A 16,143-nucleotide genomic window follows, 5' to 3' on the forward strand; every position below is an offset into this window, starting at 1 on the left:
CACTTTTTCAACGGCAAGAGGAACGAGTTTGTCCTGTTGGTTGATGCGTTGAACAATATCGAGAGAAGGCAGCAAGTCGATGTCCATGGTGTCTGGGTTTCGCCCTTCAGATACCAGATGGGATAAAGCTGCGATAAGTGCATCGTTCGTCATAATGAATTAAGCCTTTTTGTTTAGGATCTATTGCCCTTAATTTTTTGAATAGAGTACACCCAGTGAAGCGAGACGACTTGCCCCCGTAACTTCCGGTAAGTTGCTAGGGAGGTCGTGAATATGGCGCTGCGCAAGCCAAGCAAACGCCATTGCTTCCATGTAGTCGCCATCAACGCCTTTTTCTGCCGTTGTCGCAACGCTCCATTGTGGCAATAACTTAGCTAGTCGCTGCATCAAAAGTGGGTTTCTTGCTCCACCGCCACAGACCAATAGTTGAGGTGTGATGCCATGAGAAAACTTGTCGACTTCGTTGGCAATGGTAATTGCAGAATACTCGCAAAGTGTACGTTGTACGTCTTCGATTGGTAAATTGTGATGGGCCAGTTGTTGATGCAGCCAGTCAATATTGAACAGTTCTCGTCCGGTACTTTTAGGGGCTGGCATGGCGAGGTAAGCTTCTTTGAGTAATTGAGTCAACAAAGTAGCGTTTACCGTTCCTTTAAGTGCAAATTGTGCATCTTCGTCGAAGCTTTGCCCTTTATGCAGCGCACACCATGCGTCCATCAACATATTGCCCGGGCCTGTGTCATAGCCAATGACTGGTTGTTCTGGATGCAGTACAGAGATATTGGCAATGCCTCCAATGTTAAGCACCACAGTTGTGGAATCCTGCATCGCAAAAATGCTTTTATGGAAAGCAGGGACGAGTGGGGCACCTTGTCCACCTAGCGCCATGTCTTTACGACGAAAATCCGCTACCGTATCAATGCCTGTCTTGACCGCGATAATGTTGGCATCGCCCAATTGAGTGGTAAACGGCAAGTTTCCGGTAGGCTGATGGAACACTGTTTGACCGTGATTACCAATCGCACGAATTTGCTCTGCGACGTAACCAGACTTATTGAGCAGCTGTAACACGGCATCTGCAAATAGGTGGCCGAGCTGGTGGTCAAGTTCACCTATGGTTTTTAAATTTGTTGCTTGACCGGTACAAACAGATAACAGCATGTCTTTTAGCGCTGCGGGCATTGGGTAGTCGTCGTGCGCAATCAGGCGAACATGCTCATCGCTTATTTCAACTAGAGCGGTATCAACGCCATCCATACTCGTTCCAGACATCACACCAATGTACAGTTCGTTAAATTTCATAGCCGATCTCGTCAATTCTTCATTCACTTATTGTAAAGCAAATCTGAAGCGAATAACCTCATCGAATACGAGATATTCAGCCGATTTTGAGGAGAAAACATGGGACCGTTATGGGTTGACGTTGCGGGGTATGAACTGACCGCTGAAGACAAAGAAATCTTGGAGCATCCTACGGTTGGTGGCTTAATTCTATTTGCTCGCAACTATCATGATAGCGAACAGCTTCAAGCACTTACTCAATCCATCCGAAAGGCGGCTAAGCGCCCGTTTTTGATCGGTGTGGATCAAGAAGGCGGCCGAGTGCAGCGCTTTCGTGAAGGTTTCTCATTAATTCCTGCTGCTGATGAGTACGCTAAACATCAAAATGGTGAAGAGCTTGCTCGTATGGGCGGTTGGTTAATGGCAGCAGAGCTGATTGCCCATGATATTGATTTAAGCTTTGCCCCGGTACTTGACCAAGGCCATCAATGTAAAGCGATCGGTAACCGCGCATTCGGTGAAGATGCCGATACCATTCTTCGCTATAGCACTGCATATATGCAGGGAATGAAGAGTGTTGGCATGGCAACGACAGGCAAGCACTTCCCTGGACATGGTGGCGTGATTGCAGACTCACATCTAGAAACACCATACGATGAGCGCAGTGATATTTTTGAACAAGATATGGCGATCTTCAAAGCGCAAATTGATGCCGGTATTTTAGATGCCATGATGCCTGCTCACGTGATTTTCCCACATTATGATGCTCAACCAGCCAGCGGTTCTGAATACTGGTTAAAACAGGTCCTGCGTCAGCAATTGGGTTTTAAAGGTTTGGTTTTTTCGGATGACTTGACCATGGAAGGCGCTGCGATTATGGGCAGCCCAGCCGAGCGAGGTGCTCAAGCATTGAGAGCTAGTTGCGATATGTTGTTAATGTGTAATAAACGAGAAGCGCACGTTGAGGTATTAGACAACTTACCGGTTTCAACCGTGCCACTCGCGGATGGATTACTGAAAAAACAGTCATTTTCTCCAAGCGAACTTAAGCTATCTCAAGAGTGGAAAGCGGCGAGTGAAGCGATGAAACGCTTGACTAGCTAAACCTCTTGTAAAAGATTCAAAACAGCGATGAGAAGCCAAAGTTAATTATACTTTGGCTTTTAATTTGACTGTAAACTTAAGTTTACACTAAATGTTTTTTATTCTGTACGCTTGTTTTTCTTTTTTAGCCTGTTATCTTGTCGTTAAAGCTTAGTTGTCTCACCAAAGGTTTGGTTGGGTGTAAAAATAAATATACAGGTTAGAGTTATGCAGAAAAGTGAGTTGAGCAATATTAATATTATCGAAGAACAGGTTCTTATTACTCCGGAGGAACTAAAAACCAAGCTTCCTTTGAGTGAAAAAGCACGTCGCTTTATTCAAGAGTCTCGTCAAACTATCGCTAATATTATTCACAAGAAGGATCACCGCCTGCTTGTTGTATGCGGTCCATGTTCTATCCACGACGTAGAAGCGGCGAAGGATTACGCAAAGCGACTTAAAGCACTCTCTGAACAACTAAGTGACCAACTGTATATTGTTATGCGTGTTTACTTTGAGAAGCCGCGCACCACGGTCGGCTGGAAAGGCCTGATCAATGACCCACACCTAGACGGCAGTTTCGATATTGAACACGGTCTGCATGTTGGACGCGAACTTCTGGTGGAGTTGGCAGAGATGGAAATCCCGCTCGCGACTGAGGCTCTAGACCCAATTAGCCCACAATACTTGGCGGATACTTTTAGCTGGGCAGCCATCGGTGCTCGTACGACGGAGTCACAAACTCACCGTGAAATGGCAAGCGGCCTGTCTATGCCAATCGGTTTTAAGAATGGCACCGATGGCAGTTTGGCAACCGCAATTAACGCGATGCAAGCTGCGTCCTCTAGCCACCGTTTTATGGGAATTAACCGTGAGGGACAAGTCGCACTGTTGACCACCCAGGGCAATGCTAATGGACATGTGATCTTACGTGGCGGCAAGCAAACTAACTACGATTCGGTATCAGTCACTGAGTGTGAGCAAGAGATGGCGAAATCTGGTCTTGATGCTTCATTAATGGTGGATTGCAGTCACGCCAACTCACGTAAAGATTACCGTCGCCAGCCATTAGTCGCGGAGGATGTGATTCATCAAATCCGTGAAGGCAATAAATCTATTATCGGTCTTATGATTGAAAGCCATATCAATGAAGGAAATCAATCTTCTGACTTAGCTCTTGAAGAGATGAAATACGGTGTATCTATCACTGACGCATGTATCAATTGGGATTCAACTGAGGCACTATTACGTCATGCACATGAAGAGCTAGTGCCTTTCTTAGAAAATCGTCTAAAGGCTAATTAATACAGGATTTAAGGAACATCAATGGCAGTTGAACTTAACGCATTACGCGATCAGATTGATGCAGTCGACAAGCAAATGTTGGAGCTATTGGCTCAGCGTTTAGCGCTCGTAGAGAAAGTTGGGGAAGTAAAAAGCGAACATGGTTTGCCAATTTATGCTCCAGACCGCGAAGCGGCGATGTTAGCTTCTCGTCGCGCTGAAGCTGAAAAAATGGGAATTCCTCCACAGCTTATTGAAGATATTCTGCGTCGAACAATGCGTGAGTCTTATGCCAGCGAGAAAGATTCCGGTTTTAAGTGTTTGAACCCTGATTTACGCTCAGTTGTTATTATTGGTGGTAATGGTCAATTGGGTGGCCTGTTTGGGCGTATGTTCAAATTGTCGGGCTACCAGGTCAAAGTTCTCGGCAGTAAAGACTGGGATCATGCGGATGAGATTCTAGACAACGCGGGTTTAGTCGTGGTCACGGTGCCGATTCATCTAACGGAAGGGGTGATCGAAAAACTGGGGAACTTGCCGCAAGACTGCATTCTGTGTGACCTGACTTCTATCAAGTCGAAGCCTCTGCAAGCAATGTTGAATGTGCACCAAGGTCCTGTGGTTGGTTTGCACCCAATGTTTGGCCCAGATGTTCCGAGCCTTGCCAAGCAGGTTATTGTGTACTGTGATGGCCGTGGTCACGAGCATTACCAATGGCTATTGCAACAGTTTGGGATTTGGGGCGCAAGCTTGTGCCAAATCGATGCACAAGAGCACGATCATGGCATGACGTTGATTCAGGCGCTGCGCCACTTCACGTCGTTTGCTTACGGTATGCACCTTAGCAAAGAGAATCCGAACATCGATCAGTTGTTGAAGTTAAGCTCGCCAATCTACCGCCTTGAATTGGCGATGGTGGGACGACTGTTTGGTCAGGATCCGAACTTGTACGGTGATATCATTTTCTCTTCTCAAGAGAATATCGATATGATCAAGCGATTCCATCAGCGTTTAGGTGATGCGGTAGCGATTCTGGATAGCAGAGACAAAGCGCGATTCATCGAAAGCTTTAAGCAGGTGAGTGATTGGTTTGGTACTTATTCTCAACAATTTATGAATGAGAGCCAAAACTTACTCAAACAGGCGAATGATAATATTCATCGCGGCTAATCACGGGTCATTTAGCCGTGCAGAGTCCGAAACAAAAAGAGCAGCGTAAGCTGCTCTTTTTCGTGTTGATGGACAAATCAGTTCGTCGCAGTATTACTCGTATCTTCACTTGATACTGTGTTGATACTGGTATCGCGATAGGGTGAATTGGTTAAATTGACTTGTAGACGTACAACGTTATCAATCAATTGAACCAAAGGTCCCCATTTCACTTTTTTCTCTTTTTCAAAGACGTCATTGAAGTTTTCTGGCGTCCACTCCATTAAGTATTGAGGGTTGAGTGCTCGTCCGAGGAAGCGTACTTCATAGTGCAAGTGTGGCCCTGTGGAGTTGCCAGAGTTACCGCATTGAGCAATGATGTCGCCTTTACTAACAAACTGACCGCTTTTCACTTTGAAGCGTTGTAGATGAGCAAAGGAGCTCATAAAGCCAAATGAGTGACGAATGGTGACATAGTTACCATAACCACGATTGCTCGGGCGAACGGTTTCCACCACACCGTCAGCCGGTGCCAGGATCTCTTCTCCTCTTTTACAAGTCAGATCGATACCAGTATGAACATGCCTCTTACCTGAAATCGGATTAATACGACTGCCGTAAGAAGAAGAAATACGTTGGTATGTGACTGGACTGTCATTTGGTATCAAACGGAACATCGTCGCTCGAACAGCAGAATCGATAGCGGCTGCGTCAATTCGCTCCTCTAACCCCATGCTGTTCTCATCGATCATCAACTCTTCGTCTGCGAGACCTAAAACCGATTCAACGTCGAATACCCGTTTGCCCAATAGCTGAATTTGATTGTTTTTGTCCGTCAAAGACTGGGAAAGCGAATGATTGGTATCAAGCTGTTCTTCGTAAAGAGCCGTCACTTCGGCCTTTTCACTTTCCAGTTTGGCGATGATTTGTGTTAGTTCGTCTTTATTGTGCATCTGCTGCTGATTAAGGTACCACGCGCCACCAACGACGGCGGGTAATGCCAATACTGAAGCAAATACTGCTAGGACCGAACTGCGGCCCAAATAGAACTGCTGATCGCCGTCTTTCGTCGGGATCTGCATGATGATTTTTTTAGACATAGTTATTGTTACTTAAATAGGCGTTCATTTATTTTTCTCCTAAAAACCAGAGAGGTGCTCTAACTCTCGATTCAGAAGGTCGTTATTGCCTACATTCAATTCTATAAATCGTTTTAGTTGGCTAATGCTTTCGATGTCTATCTTAGCGATCTTCAACCTAACCTCACACTTAGAGACATTCACAATTTGCGCTTTTAACGTAATCACTTGTTCGGATTGATCAAATGAAAAAGTCACATGGACTGGAAGGGTTGGATCCAAAGCCTCAGTCTCTTCCACTTTCATGAGTAAACCATGCAAGGAAAGATCTTGAATCCTAGCTTCAATTGCCAAGTCACGTTGTTCTATCTTAGCTGGAGCTTGATGGAGAATACGTGAAAAGCGTCGTCTCTCTGTCACATGAATATTCTCGTCAGGTCGTCAAACAGAATTGAATAGTATATCAATACGAACAAAAAATGTTCGATTGTTGTTTGAAAAGTGTCGAAGTCGCTACAGAGTGACGTAAGTGCAATGTCATGTTCTTAACGAACGAGACGGGCTAATGAGCTCTTTTTATAACAAAGAAAACAAAGGCCGCTATGATAGCGGCCTTTGTACAAATTACAATCAAACTTTGTGGGTTGCGATTACTTCGCAATACGCTTGTATTTGATACGGTGTGGTTCTGCGGCTTCAGGACCCAATGTTTTCTTCAACCAATCCATGTACTCTGTGTAGTTACCTTCGTAGAAGTTAACTTGGCCTTCGTCACGGTAGTCAATGATGTGGGTAGCGATACGGTCAAGGAACCAACGGTCGTGCGAGATAACCATTGCACAACCAGGGAACTCTAGTAACGCTTCTTCTAGAGCACGCAGTGTTTCAACGTCAAGGTCATTGGTTGGTTCGTCGAGTAGCAACACGTTACCGCCCGCTTTAAGCAGCTTCGCAAGGTGGACACGGTTACGCTCACCACCCGATAGTTCACCAATAATCTTTTGTTGGTCACTGCCTTTAAAGTTAAAGCGTGAACAGTATGCACGAGCTGGGATTTCAAAGTTGTTGATCTTAATGATATCAGCACCTTCAGAGATCTCTTGGAATACGGTTTTAGAATCGTCCATGCTGTCACGGAACTGATCGACCGATGCCAGTTTTACTGTATCGCCCATCTCAATTGTGCCCGAGTCTGGTTGTTCAGTACCACTTAACATCTTGAATAGCGTCGATTTACCTGCGCCGTTAGCACCGATGATACCAACAATTGCACCTTTAGGGATGCTGAATGACAGGTCATCAATCAGAACTCGACCGTCAAATGACTTGGTCAGGTTCTTCACTTCAATAACCTTATCACCTAGACGCTCACCTGGTGGGATAAATAGTTCATTGGTTTCATTACGTTTTTGATGATCAGAGCTTTGCAGTTCTTCAAAGCGAGCCATACGTGCTTTTGACTTCGCTTGACGACCTTTAGGGTTTTTACGTACCCACTCAAGCTCTTTCTCGATAGTCTTTTGGCGAGCACTCTCTTGGGAGGCTTCTTGTTGTAGACGAGCGTCTTTTTGCTCCAGCCATGAGGTGTAGTTGCCTTCCCATGGGATACCTTCACCACGGTCCAGTTCTAAGATCCAGCCCGCAGCGTTATCTAGGAAGTAACGGTCGTGGGTGATGGCTACTACGGTACCTGTGTAATCCACTAAGAAGCGCTCTAGCCAAGCCACTGATTCTGCATCTAGGTGGTTGGTAGGTTCATCAAGCAGTAGCATGTCTGGCTTAGAAAGTAGCAAGCGACAAATAGCCACACGGCGGCGTTCACCACCTGATAGGTGCGCAATTTTTTGGTCCCATTCAGGTAAACGAAGTGCGTTTGCCGCACGCTCAAGCGCATTTTCTAGGTTGTGGCCATCTTTCGCTTGGATAAGGGCTTCTAGCTCGCCTTGCTCTTTTGCAAGTGCGTCGAAGTCTGCATCTGGTTCAGCGTATGCTGCGTAGACTGCGTCCAAACGTTTCAGAGCGTCAGCAACGTCAGCAACCGCTTCTTCAACAACTTCACGAACGGTTTTTGATTCGTCTAATACTGGTTCCTGAGGTAGGTAACCTACGTTTAGACCAGGTTGTGGACGCGCTTCACCGTCGATATCCGTGTCGATACCTGCCATGATACGTAGCAGTGTGGATTTACCTGCACCGTTCAGACCTAAAACACCGATTTTCGCACCAGGGAAGAAGCTCAGAGAGATGTCTTTAAGAATTTGACGCTTAGGTGGCACAATTTTGCTCACCCGCGACATGGTATATACGTATTCAGCCATTGCCGATCGTTCCTAAATTAACTGTCATTCAAACCCATCATTTTATACCAAGTGCTTTGTTTTTGTTACCGCATTGCAAGAATTTCCCTAACGAATGGATTTCTTATTTTGAGCTGACCGGAAACTTACACGGTTAGGGTATACACTTTTGTTATTCGTTAAGAATGACGAAGTGTTTTCTATGCGAGTTAGAAACGCTTTGTCTCCATCGTCTTAAAAGTTTGACGAGTACAATTTTTAATACACTAAGTTGCTTTACATGGACATCTGCATTCTGTGTAAATAGATGCATGTGTGAAAATTGCCTTAACATCACATGAACTCTAACAAAACTAGGCTTTAGGGCAGTATATGTCTGGGGAAAATGACACAAATGAGATTCAACGTATCTGAATTGGCTAAAAACGTATGCTGCGCCGCCGCGTTGTGTGCTATGAGTTTGAGTGCTAATGCCGCGCTGAGTTTGGAAAAGCAGCGCGAAGTATATGAGCAAGCTCAAGATTTATTAGATAAAAATGACATCGACGGATACCTTTCGATTCGTCCTAAAATTTCTGACTATCCACTAACGCCTTATGTGGATTACCGCACTTTTATTAGACAGTTACCGGAAAAGTCACCACAACAGGTGAACGAGTTTATTTCTGAGCACGAGTCTTTTCCATTTTCTCGTCGAGTTCGCGCTCCATACCTCAATCATCTTTATAAGCAAAAAGATTGGAAAACCATTACTGAGTTTCAAAAAGTCATTCCTAGTGGTGAGCGTTACCAATGTATTTTCTACGTCGCTCAATTAAAGCAAGGCAAGAAAGTCGCGGCGTTTAAAGGGGCTGAACATATGTGGTTACGTGGCATCAGCATTGCTGATGAGTGTGACCCATTATTTGAAGCATGGGACAAGGCGGGTGAGCGTACCGATGAACTGATTCTACAGCGTATGTTACTGGCGTTTGATGCTCGTAATGGCGGTTTGATGAGTTACTTGCTCAAACTGCCTAAATCAGCGCAGGCAAAGCAACAAGCCAAAGAAATGAAAGCGTTGTTTGATAATCCTTCAAGTGTTGCGGAATTCGCGAAGAAAAAACCTGCGAATGATTTTAATCGAGCGCAAAGTGAATATGCGTTAGAAAAGTTGGCTCGCATGAACACTAGCCAAGCACAAGGTGCGTACGATGCTGTCATTAAAGGACAGAAGTTTTCTCCAGAAAAAGCGCAAGAACTTGCCGACTATATTGCATTTCGATTGACTCGTACGGAGTCTGAGTCATTAGCTAAATGGCGCGATGATAAAACGAAAACCAGTCAGTACTTACCGTTGATTGAAACGCGCATCCGCTTAGCGATTCAAAATGCAGATTGGAAAGGCGTACAAGAGTGGATTGCTGTTCTAAATAAAGAAGAACAAGCCACGCTACGCTGGCAATATTGGCTTGGAAGAAGTGAAATAGCGTTAGGTGATGACATCGCGGGGAAACAGCGTTTAGCAACTCTGCTTGGGCAACGAAACTTCTACAGTGTGGCTGCCGCCAATGCAATCGGGCAATCAATCAAATACCCAACGCATACGGTTAAGTTGGATAAGAAAGTTGTTCAACCCTATCAAGACTCGTTAGCTCGTATCGAAGAGTTGATCGCGACGGATAAAATCGCAGCAGCGAAGAGTGAATGGGCACACTTACTGCGCCGCGTAGGGAAAGATGAAAAGGCGATGTTGGCGGCTTATGCATCATTTAAACGTTGGCATCACCTAACGGTGACCGCGAGTATTCAAGCGCAGATGTGGGATAATATCGAACTTAGGTTCCCAATAGCACACCGCTGGTGGTTTAACTTTTATGCGAAAAAGCACAACATTGATCCCGTCACGATGATGTCTCTCGCTCGACAGGAAAGTGCGTTAGATGTTGAAGCCCGCTCTCCAGTTGGCGCTCGTGGTCTTATGCAGATCATGCCTGCGACGGCGAAGTACACGGCACGTAAATATAAGTTGAGTTATCAAGGTACGAAGGATCTCTACAATGTAGGAAAAAATATCGAAATTGGTAGCCATTATTTGCAAGGTTTATTAGAGGATTACGATAATAATCGTATTTTTGCTCTTGCTGCTTATAATGCAGGTCCTAACAGAGTAAAAACGTGGCGAGAGCGTACCCAAGGAAAAGTGGATGCTTATGCCTTTATTGAGGCAATTCCATTTAAAGAGACGCGCGGTTATGTACAAAACATCTTGATGTTTGAAACATACTATCGTGATCTTTTGGGTATCGATGGCGCGTTCTTGAATCAACATGAGATCAATACCAAGTATTGAGTGAGGTAACTTGATGTCGCACGAACCCGAGTACAAAGACTGGCAACAGATTATTGAGCTAATTCGAACAAGTATGGGCACCCAGCAAGATGACATGCTGTTAACAATGCTGATGTCACGTGATGAGAGAGAGTCATTAATATCACGCGTTAATATAATTAACGAACTTCTTAAAGGAGAATTATCTCAACGTCAGATCAGTCAGATGCTTGGTGTGGGCATTGCCACCATTACTCGTGGCTCTAACGAACTAAAGTCGAAATCTGATGAAGAAAAAGACAAGTTGAAAGTCTTGTTAGAACAAGTTGCGGTATCTAAGTAGACAGTATATCCAATTTGCTTTTAGGCCTTGGTGTTACAATTGACTAAGATAACGTATTACAAAGGGCGGAAATATCCGCCCTTTTGCGTATCTAGAGAATAGGCTGAGTGTTATAAATTTGAAGGAAAGTGCTCAGGGTTTGTGAATGGAATCAAAGCCAGAATCAAGGCTTGGTGATAGACCGAGCTTCGAGTTAGCTGGTTTTGGGTTAGTAGGCTAATAGCGCCACCTTTCTGTTTGATGTTATCAGTACCAAACACTTTGTCCATTACATCTCCCAACTCATTCGCATCCTTGAGTTTTTCCAAGACTTTTGGCGGCAACATTAAGCTTGCAGAACGAGATTCACCGCGGTGAGTCTCTGACTCAACCACCATCCAAGCAAACGTCACGTTTGCTTCAATTCCCGCTTCGAGACCGACATAGTAATCCGCGTTTGGCATCTCTACTTTTGCGTTTTTAACGCGGTTTAGCGCACCACGATGAGTTTCTTCATTCGTCATGGGCTGATCTGCGACCTCACTCGGTACACTGATGCCAACGAAGTTGAACTCTTGATGCGGAAATGCATTACGAAATGCACTTTGAACTGCATTAATTTTGGCTGGGTTTAGCGATGCGATTACGACTTTTTGGGTTGCCATGATCTTTTTACTCACTGGTGTCTATTAACTCAATTTTACTTGCGTAGGCTTTACGTTCTCACTCGGGTAACAGCCTAATACTTTCAAGTGCTTAGTGATTTTTGTTAGCTCTTCAAGTGCCTGTTGCATTTCTGTCGAAGCAAGATGTGATGTCAAGTCTACGTAGAACATCTCTTCCCACGGGTTCCCCATAATTGGGCGTGATTCCAGCTTGGTCATATTGATGCCGTAACGTTGCAGCACTAATAGTGTTTCAACCAATGAGCCTGCCTCTTGGGAGGTCGACATGATCAATGTGGTTTTTGCTGGAATCTGAGTAGAAACTTCAACCGGTTTACGAGCAACCACGATAAAGCGAGTATGGTTTTCGGTTTGGTTTGCGATGTTGCCTTGAATTGCTTGCAAGCCATATAGCTTACCGCTTGATGCATTACCAATTGCAGCCACATCATCACGATCCATCTCTTGGACTTTCTGCATTGCATCTGCTGTGCTCGCGCAGGATTCCAGCTTTACCCCTTTCATACGGCTTAAAAACTCACTGCACTGTTGGTGTGGCTGAGGGTGAGAATACAGCGTTTTAATATCTTCCAGACGAATGTCTTTTTTCGCAACCAAGCAGTGTTCGATTGGTTGAGTTAGCTCTCCAACGATGTAAAGCGTCGTGTGTTGTAGTAAGTCATACACTTCATTAATAGAGCCTGAGCTGGTGTTTTCGATTGGCAGAACGCCATAATCAGCATGGCCAGATTCAACCGTTTGAGTCACTTCTTTAAAGTGCTCGCAGTTGAGCTCGATAAGCTCCGTATTTTTACGACTGAAGTATTCGCGACTTGCCAAGTGCGAATAAGAGCCTTTGGCTCCTAAAAAAGCGACGCGAGCAAGTGGCTTACGGCTTTGCTGTGGGTTAACGAGATTTTGCAGATAACTTTGTTGAAGCAGAACTGAGTCTTCAATGATGGTATGGAAAAGTTTGGTGATGTACTGCGCGTCAAGTTCGTATTTATCTTGGCCATTAGAAATCAGCTTGACCAATAATTGCTGTTCACGGACGGCGTCGCGAACAGGCTTTGAGGTTTGTACTTTGCTTTTGGCTACTTCAATGCTGAGTTTACGGCGCTCAGACAATAAGCTGAGAAGTTGGTCATCCAACTCATTCAAGCGTAAACGAATTTCTTCGAGGGAAATAGGTTGGTCAGTCATCAATTCTTTCCTTATAAAAAAGCCTCCCGATTTGGGAGGCTTTCTGTTTGTTTTTGACTTTTCTTTCACAAACGAGTTCGCCCCTCCAACTATGGGAGGAAAAAGAAGTCAAAAATAAACAGTGAGGTTAAATGCATAAATAGTGCTTAATTTATGAGTGTTTAAACACAATAAGCAAGGCTGGGGAGAGCGTCAAGCAAAAAAATAGCGCCTTTCGGCGCTATTTCCTCAATCTGTTCAGTTTACTCTTCTTCTTCCACTAGCTCAGGCTTACTTGCACGTCGAGCTTCAGGTTTGTGGGTCAGCTTGTTCAATTGTCGTTCTAGTTTTTGCTCCACTTCGTTGATAGCTGCGTAAAGATCTTCGTGAGTTGCTGAGGCAATGAGCTGGCCTTTAGGAACTTTGATAACCGCTTCGAATTTCTTCTGTTTGTTTGGTTCCTCACTGAAAGTTGCTTGGCAACCAATTAGGTCTACTTGCCATTTCTCCAGTTTTTTAAATTTGCTCTCAATATGAGCTCGGATTGCAGAGGTGATTTCGATGTTTTTGCCAGTGATATTCATTGTCATAAGTGTTTTTCCTCTGTTGCATCCCTCATGGGTTGAGTTCAGATTACCGCTTTAAGCATAAAAAAATGTGATTCAGATCATTATTTTGCTCGGGTTTTTTATGATGAAAAATGAATGTGATCTCACTCAAGAACTTCTGAGATTTATCGTGAAATTGCTTGTTATCGGTTAGTAAATCCGTAGATTGAATAGAGTACTCAGCTGAAAACGGCCTCGTTATTAGGGAAGTTTTACGGCCTAATATTTGAGGTGGTTAAAATTTAACTACACGTAAGGTGTGATGACGATCACTGAGTCTTTCCAATGAATCCATTTAAAAAGCCGCTTACTGTACAAGTGGCTTTTTACTGTCTGGCATTTGGCTGACTTTTCGTAGCGGTATCATGAAAATGGGGTCTTTTGGGGCTAGTGAAACCCTTTCTAGACTTTTGACTTGGTCCAAACTTTCTAGTTGTTTGTATATTATGTAGTAGCGATTAATGCTTGTGACGTACCCAACCGTTGAGCTTAAACTTTTCCGCATAACGACTTCCACGTTATTAAACCAAACATTAGGATCGTAACCTTGTTGGGCTGCACGCTTACGAATACGCTCTACATTGCCGGGGCCCGCATTGTAAGCCGCCAATGTAAAGTAGAGTTTATTTTGTGCAGTAATATCAGGATCACTGAAGTACTGCTTACGCAAAAAAGCTAAGTATTTCACTCCAGCATGAATGTTGTTTTCTAATTGTCGAACATTTTTGATATTGATATTCGGATCTTGAGCGGTGCTGGGTAGGACTTGCATTATGCCAACGGCACCTCGGCTTCCAACTAGGTCGTTATTAAATCCTGACTCCTTGTAAGCGATTGCAGCGATCAGTAAATAGTCGATATCGTATTTCTCACCATAGCGTGAAAATAGCGCTGCGAGTTTTTCTAGTTGAGCAATTTTCTTAGGGTTAAGAGCTCTGTTCAACCATCCCGTGTTATCGATGTATTTACCGTAAATAACGTTACCGAGTAGTGTCCCAGAGCGAGACTTCTGGATGAACTTATTCACGACGGCTTTTAATTTGGGACTATTTTCTCGCATTGCCCAAGCAATTTTGCCATTTTTGCGGATAGGGATTTTTTTGTGCACCCGAATATCATCCATCACTTTCAGCCAAAGCTTGGCTTTATGGCTATCGAGAACAATGGCTTTGACGTAACCATTGTTGAGCATTCCGACCAGCTCATAATCTTGAAGTGTTTCTTCAATAAAGTGCACGATAACAGGCGGTAAGCCTTTTTTGTTTAGTTTCTTATTTAGTGTCTGAATGCTTTCAAAGTAGCTAGAGCTGGCGCGCACCCAAATCTCTTTGCCGCTCAGTTGTTCGATTTTCGTCATCGTTGGTGTGCTTTTGTTTGTCACTACCCACTCTTGAATGTCAGTGAGAATGGGTGAACTGAACTCCACTTTCTGTTTGCGCGTGTCGGTAATAGTCAGGTTGGCGACAACTAAGTCACCTGAACCGTTTTCTAAGGCTGGCAGTAGCTGGTCGCGGGCAACAGGAATAATTTGTACGTTAAGCTTTGGTTTGAGTTTACGAAGGTCTTTTTCGAAATGCGCCAGCAATTCCGCGCCTATGCCTTTTGGTGTGCCGCCCTCAATGTAGTAAAAGCCTAAATCAGCAGAAACTAAGACGCGCAGTACATTCTTCTCCTTGATGACATCGAGGTCCCCAGTATAAGGAGGCTGTTTGAGCGGCGAGATTTGCAGTGCGCAAACGGAAGCAGACAATAGGAGCAGCATAACTGCGCAAAGCTTAGATATCGTCACGTTCACATCCTTTTTATAAAGGGGGGAGGAGAACTTTAAGCATATGTGGAGCTAGGAAGATCATCAAGAAAGGGCTGAATACACTATTGAGAGTAATAAAAAACCGCCACGGTAAAAACGGTGGCGGTTCAGTTTAAAGCAAGTTCAATTACTTCACAGGGTTGAGCTCTATAAGCTTTTCAGTTCTTGCTACGGCGTCTTCCAAACCAAGTTGCTTGTAGGCCTCTAGCTGGATAGTCAGTGACTTACGTGCAGCTTCTGTGTCTGGATACGCTTTTTGTAGCTCTTGGCTGCGATTAATAGCAGCGACCCAAGCTTCACGGCGAAGGTAGAAGTCAGCAGTCGCTAAATCATAGTTCGCTAGACGGTTTTTCAGCGCGACCATACGTTTTTGTGAATCTTCTGCATATGGGCTATTCGGGTAACGTTGAAGTAGTTTTTTGAAGTCATCAAACGCTTTTTTTACCGGTTCAGGATCGCGATCGCTTCGATCTACGCTGAATAAATCATGCATAAAGTTACGATCTTGCGCCATGTGGCTTAGACCTCGCATGTACAGCACCCAATCCATCTTTTCATGGGTTGGGTTTAAACGCATAAAGCGAGAAATGGTTGCCAAGCCCAAAGCAAGGTCGTCGTTTTTGTAGTACGCATAGATTAGGTCAAGCTGCACCTGTTCAGAGTAGGCACCGAATGGGTAACGTGAGTCTAATGCTTCCAGTTTCTCAATTGCAGAAAGCCAATTACCACTTTGAAGAGAAATCTGTGCGTCTGCATACAGTTCCGAAGGCGGCACATCAGGAACGATTTCTTCTTTGCTTGCACATCCAAACAGAAGGGATACCGCTAAAAGGCCTGTTAAAGTCTGACGTTTCATATCAGGAGTCTGTTCCTTGAATCTAAATATTTCTTAAGCTGCCGTTACTTTCTTTCCAGTAACAGATACAATGACGTAATAGTCTATTTTTTCACAGTCGTGAGCATTAGTCTCACAGTTTTTAAAAAAGTTCGATATGGCTCAGCAGATTGTATTAACAAATACCGTAAAAGATAGCCAGTTAGGTCAACGTTTAGACCAAGCTATCGCCGAATT

At 44.3% G+C, this 16,143-nt stretch carries 14 protein-coding genes, 1 pseudogene and 1 other annotated feature; of the genes and pseudogenes, 5 read left to right on the forward strand and 10 right to left on the reverse strand.

Annotation, left to right across the window (positions count from 1 at the left end):
- Both murQ and R7035_RS24105 read right to left on the reverse strand, forming a co-directional pair.
- Nucleotides 1–153: pseudogene (gene murQ / locus R7035_RS24100) on the reverse strand (N-acetylmuramic acid 6-phosphate etherase); the annotation flags it as partial.
- A 36-nt stretch (nucleotides 154–189) separates the two neighbouring features.
- Nucleotides 190–1,302: an anhydro-N-acetylmuramic acid kinase gene (locus tag R7035_RS24105; RefSeq protein WP_104975870.1), complete on the reverse strand. Its 1,113-nt coding sequence runs from the start codon at nucleotides 1,300–1,302 to the stop codon at nucleotides 190–192.
- Nucleotides 1,303–1,401: 99 nt separating this feature from the next.
- On the opposite strand from R7035_RS24105, the gene nagZ reads away from it, so the two are divergent.
- From nagZ to tyrA, 3 genes are all read left to right on the forward strand, one after another.
- Nucleotides 1,402–2,385, forward strand: coding sequence for a beta-N-acetylhexosaminidase (gene nagZ, locus R7035_RS24110; protein ID WP_132936769.1), 984 nt, complete (start codon nucleotides 1,402–1,404; stop codon nucleotides 2,383–2,385).
- A 207-nt stretch (nucleotides 2,386–2,592) separates the two neighbouring features.
- Nucleotides 2,593–3,669: a 3-deoxy-7-phosphoheptulonate synthase gene (locus R7035_RS24115; protein ID WP_005381904.1), complete on the forward strand. Its 1,077-nt coding sequence runs from the start codon at nucleotides 2,593–2,595 to the stop codon at nucleotides 3,667–3,669.
- Between the two features lie 21 nt (nucleotides 3,670–3,690).
- On the forward strand, nucleotides 3,691–4,818 hold the full coding sequence (gene tyrA / locus R7035_RS24120) for a bifunctional chorismate mutase/prephenate dehydrogenase (protein WP_005381901.1): 1,128 nt from the start codon (nucleotides 3,691–3,693) through the stop codon (nucleotides 4,816–4,818).
- Nucleotides 4,819–4,895: 77 nt separating this feature from the next.
- Here the strand turns inward: tyrA and R7035_RS24125 are convergent, their stop codons facing one another.
- The 3 genes from R7035_RS24125 to ettA all read right to left on the reverse strand — a co-directional run bounded on the left by R7035_RS24125 (nucleotide 4,896) and on the right by ettA (nucleotide 8,194).
- A complete protein-coding gene (locus R7035_RS24125; protein ID WP_005381900.1) occupies nucleotides 4,896–5,897 on the reverse strand; it encodes a M23 family metallopeptidase in 1,002 nt (333 codons plus the stop codon).
- A 39-nt stretch (nucleotides 5,898–5,936) separates the two neighbouring features.
- Entirely contained in the window at nucleotides 5,937–6,296 is a 360-nt protein-coding gene (locus R7035_RS24130; RefSeq protein WP_065274196.1) for a PilZ domain-containing protein, read from the reverse strand.
- Between the two features lie 230 nt (nucleotides 6,297–6,526).
- On the reverse strand, nucleotides 6,527–8,194 hold the full coding sequence (ettA, locus tag R7035_RS24135) for an energy-dependent translational throttle protein EttA (protein WP_005381894.1): 1,668 nt from the start codon (nucleotides 8,192–8,194) through the stop codon (nucleotides 6,527–6,529).
- A gap of 364 nt (nucleotides 8,195–8,558) precedes the next feature.
- Between ettA and sltY the strand changes: the two genes are divergently transcribed.
- Nucleotides 8,559–10,505, forward strand: a complete 1,947-nt coding sequence (gene sltY, locus R7035_RS24140; protein ID WP_395238050.1) for a murein transglycosylase — start codon at nucleotides 8,559–8,561, stop codon at nucleotides 10,503–10,505.
- A gap of 13 nt (nucleotides 10,506–10,518) precedes the next feature.
- Nucleotides 10,519–10,827, forward strand: coding sequence for a trp operon repressor (trpR, locus tag R7035_RS24145; RefSeq protein ID WP_005381892.1), 309 nt, complete (start codon nucleotides 10,519–10,521; stop codon nucleotides 10,825–10,827).
- Between the two features lie 110 nt (nucleotides 10,828–10,937).
- Here the strand turns inward: trpR and yjjX are convergent, their stop codons facing one another.
- The 5 genes from yjjX to bamD form a co-directional block, all read right to left on the reverse strand.
- Nucleotides 10,938–11,471: an inosine/xanthosine triphosphatase gene (gene yjjX, locus R7035_RS24150; protein ID WP_025768441.1), complete on the reverse strand. Its 534-nt coding sequence runs from the start codon at nucleotides 11,469–11,471 to the stop codon at nucleotides 10,938–10,940.
- A 24-nt stretch (nucleotides 11,472–11,495) separates the two neighbouring features.
- Entirely contained in the window at nucleotides 11,496–12,674 is a 1,179-nt protein-coding gene (gene pheA, locus R7035_RS24155; protein WP_017636154.1) for a prephenate dehydratase, read from the reverse strand.
- A gap of 12 nt (nucleotides 12,675–12,686) precedes the next feature.
- Nucleotides 12,687–12,808: a sequence feature (Phe leader region), on the reverse strand.
- Nucleotides 12,809–12,916: 108 nt separating this feature from the next.
- On the reverse strand, nucleotides 12,917–13,243 hold the full coding sequence (hpf, locus tag R7035_RS24160; protein ID WP_005381889.1) for a ribosome hibernation-promoting factor, HPF/YfiA family: 327 nt from the start codon (nucleotides 13,241–13,243) through the stop codon (nucleotides 12,917–12,919).
- A 325-nt stretch (nucleotides 13,244–13,568) separates the two neighbouring features.
- Nucleotides 13,569–15,050, reverse strand: a complete 1,482-nt coding sequence (locus R7035_RS24165; RefSeq protein ID WP_309473959.1) for a lytic transglycosylase F — start codon at nucleotides 15,048–15,050, stop codon at nucleotides 13,569–13,571.
- 148 nt (nucleotides 15,051–15,198) lie between these two features.
- Nucleotides 15,199–15,927 (reverse strand): outer membrane protein assembly factor BamD, encoded by a 729-nt coding sequence (gene bamD / locus R7035_RS24170; RefSeq protein ID WP_005381876.1) that lies wholly within the window; start codon nucleotides 15,925–15,927, stop codon nucleotides 15,199–15,201.
- Nucleotides 15,928–16,143 lie beyond the last annotated feature (216 nt).

Source organism: Vibrio sp. 1731 (genome assembly GCF_033339955.1).
Classification (GTDB): Bacteria; Pseudomonadota; Gammaproteobacteria; order Enterobacterales; family Vibrionaceae; genus Vibrio; species Vibrio alginolyticus.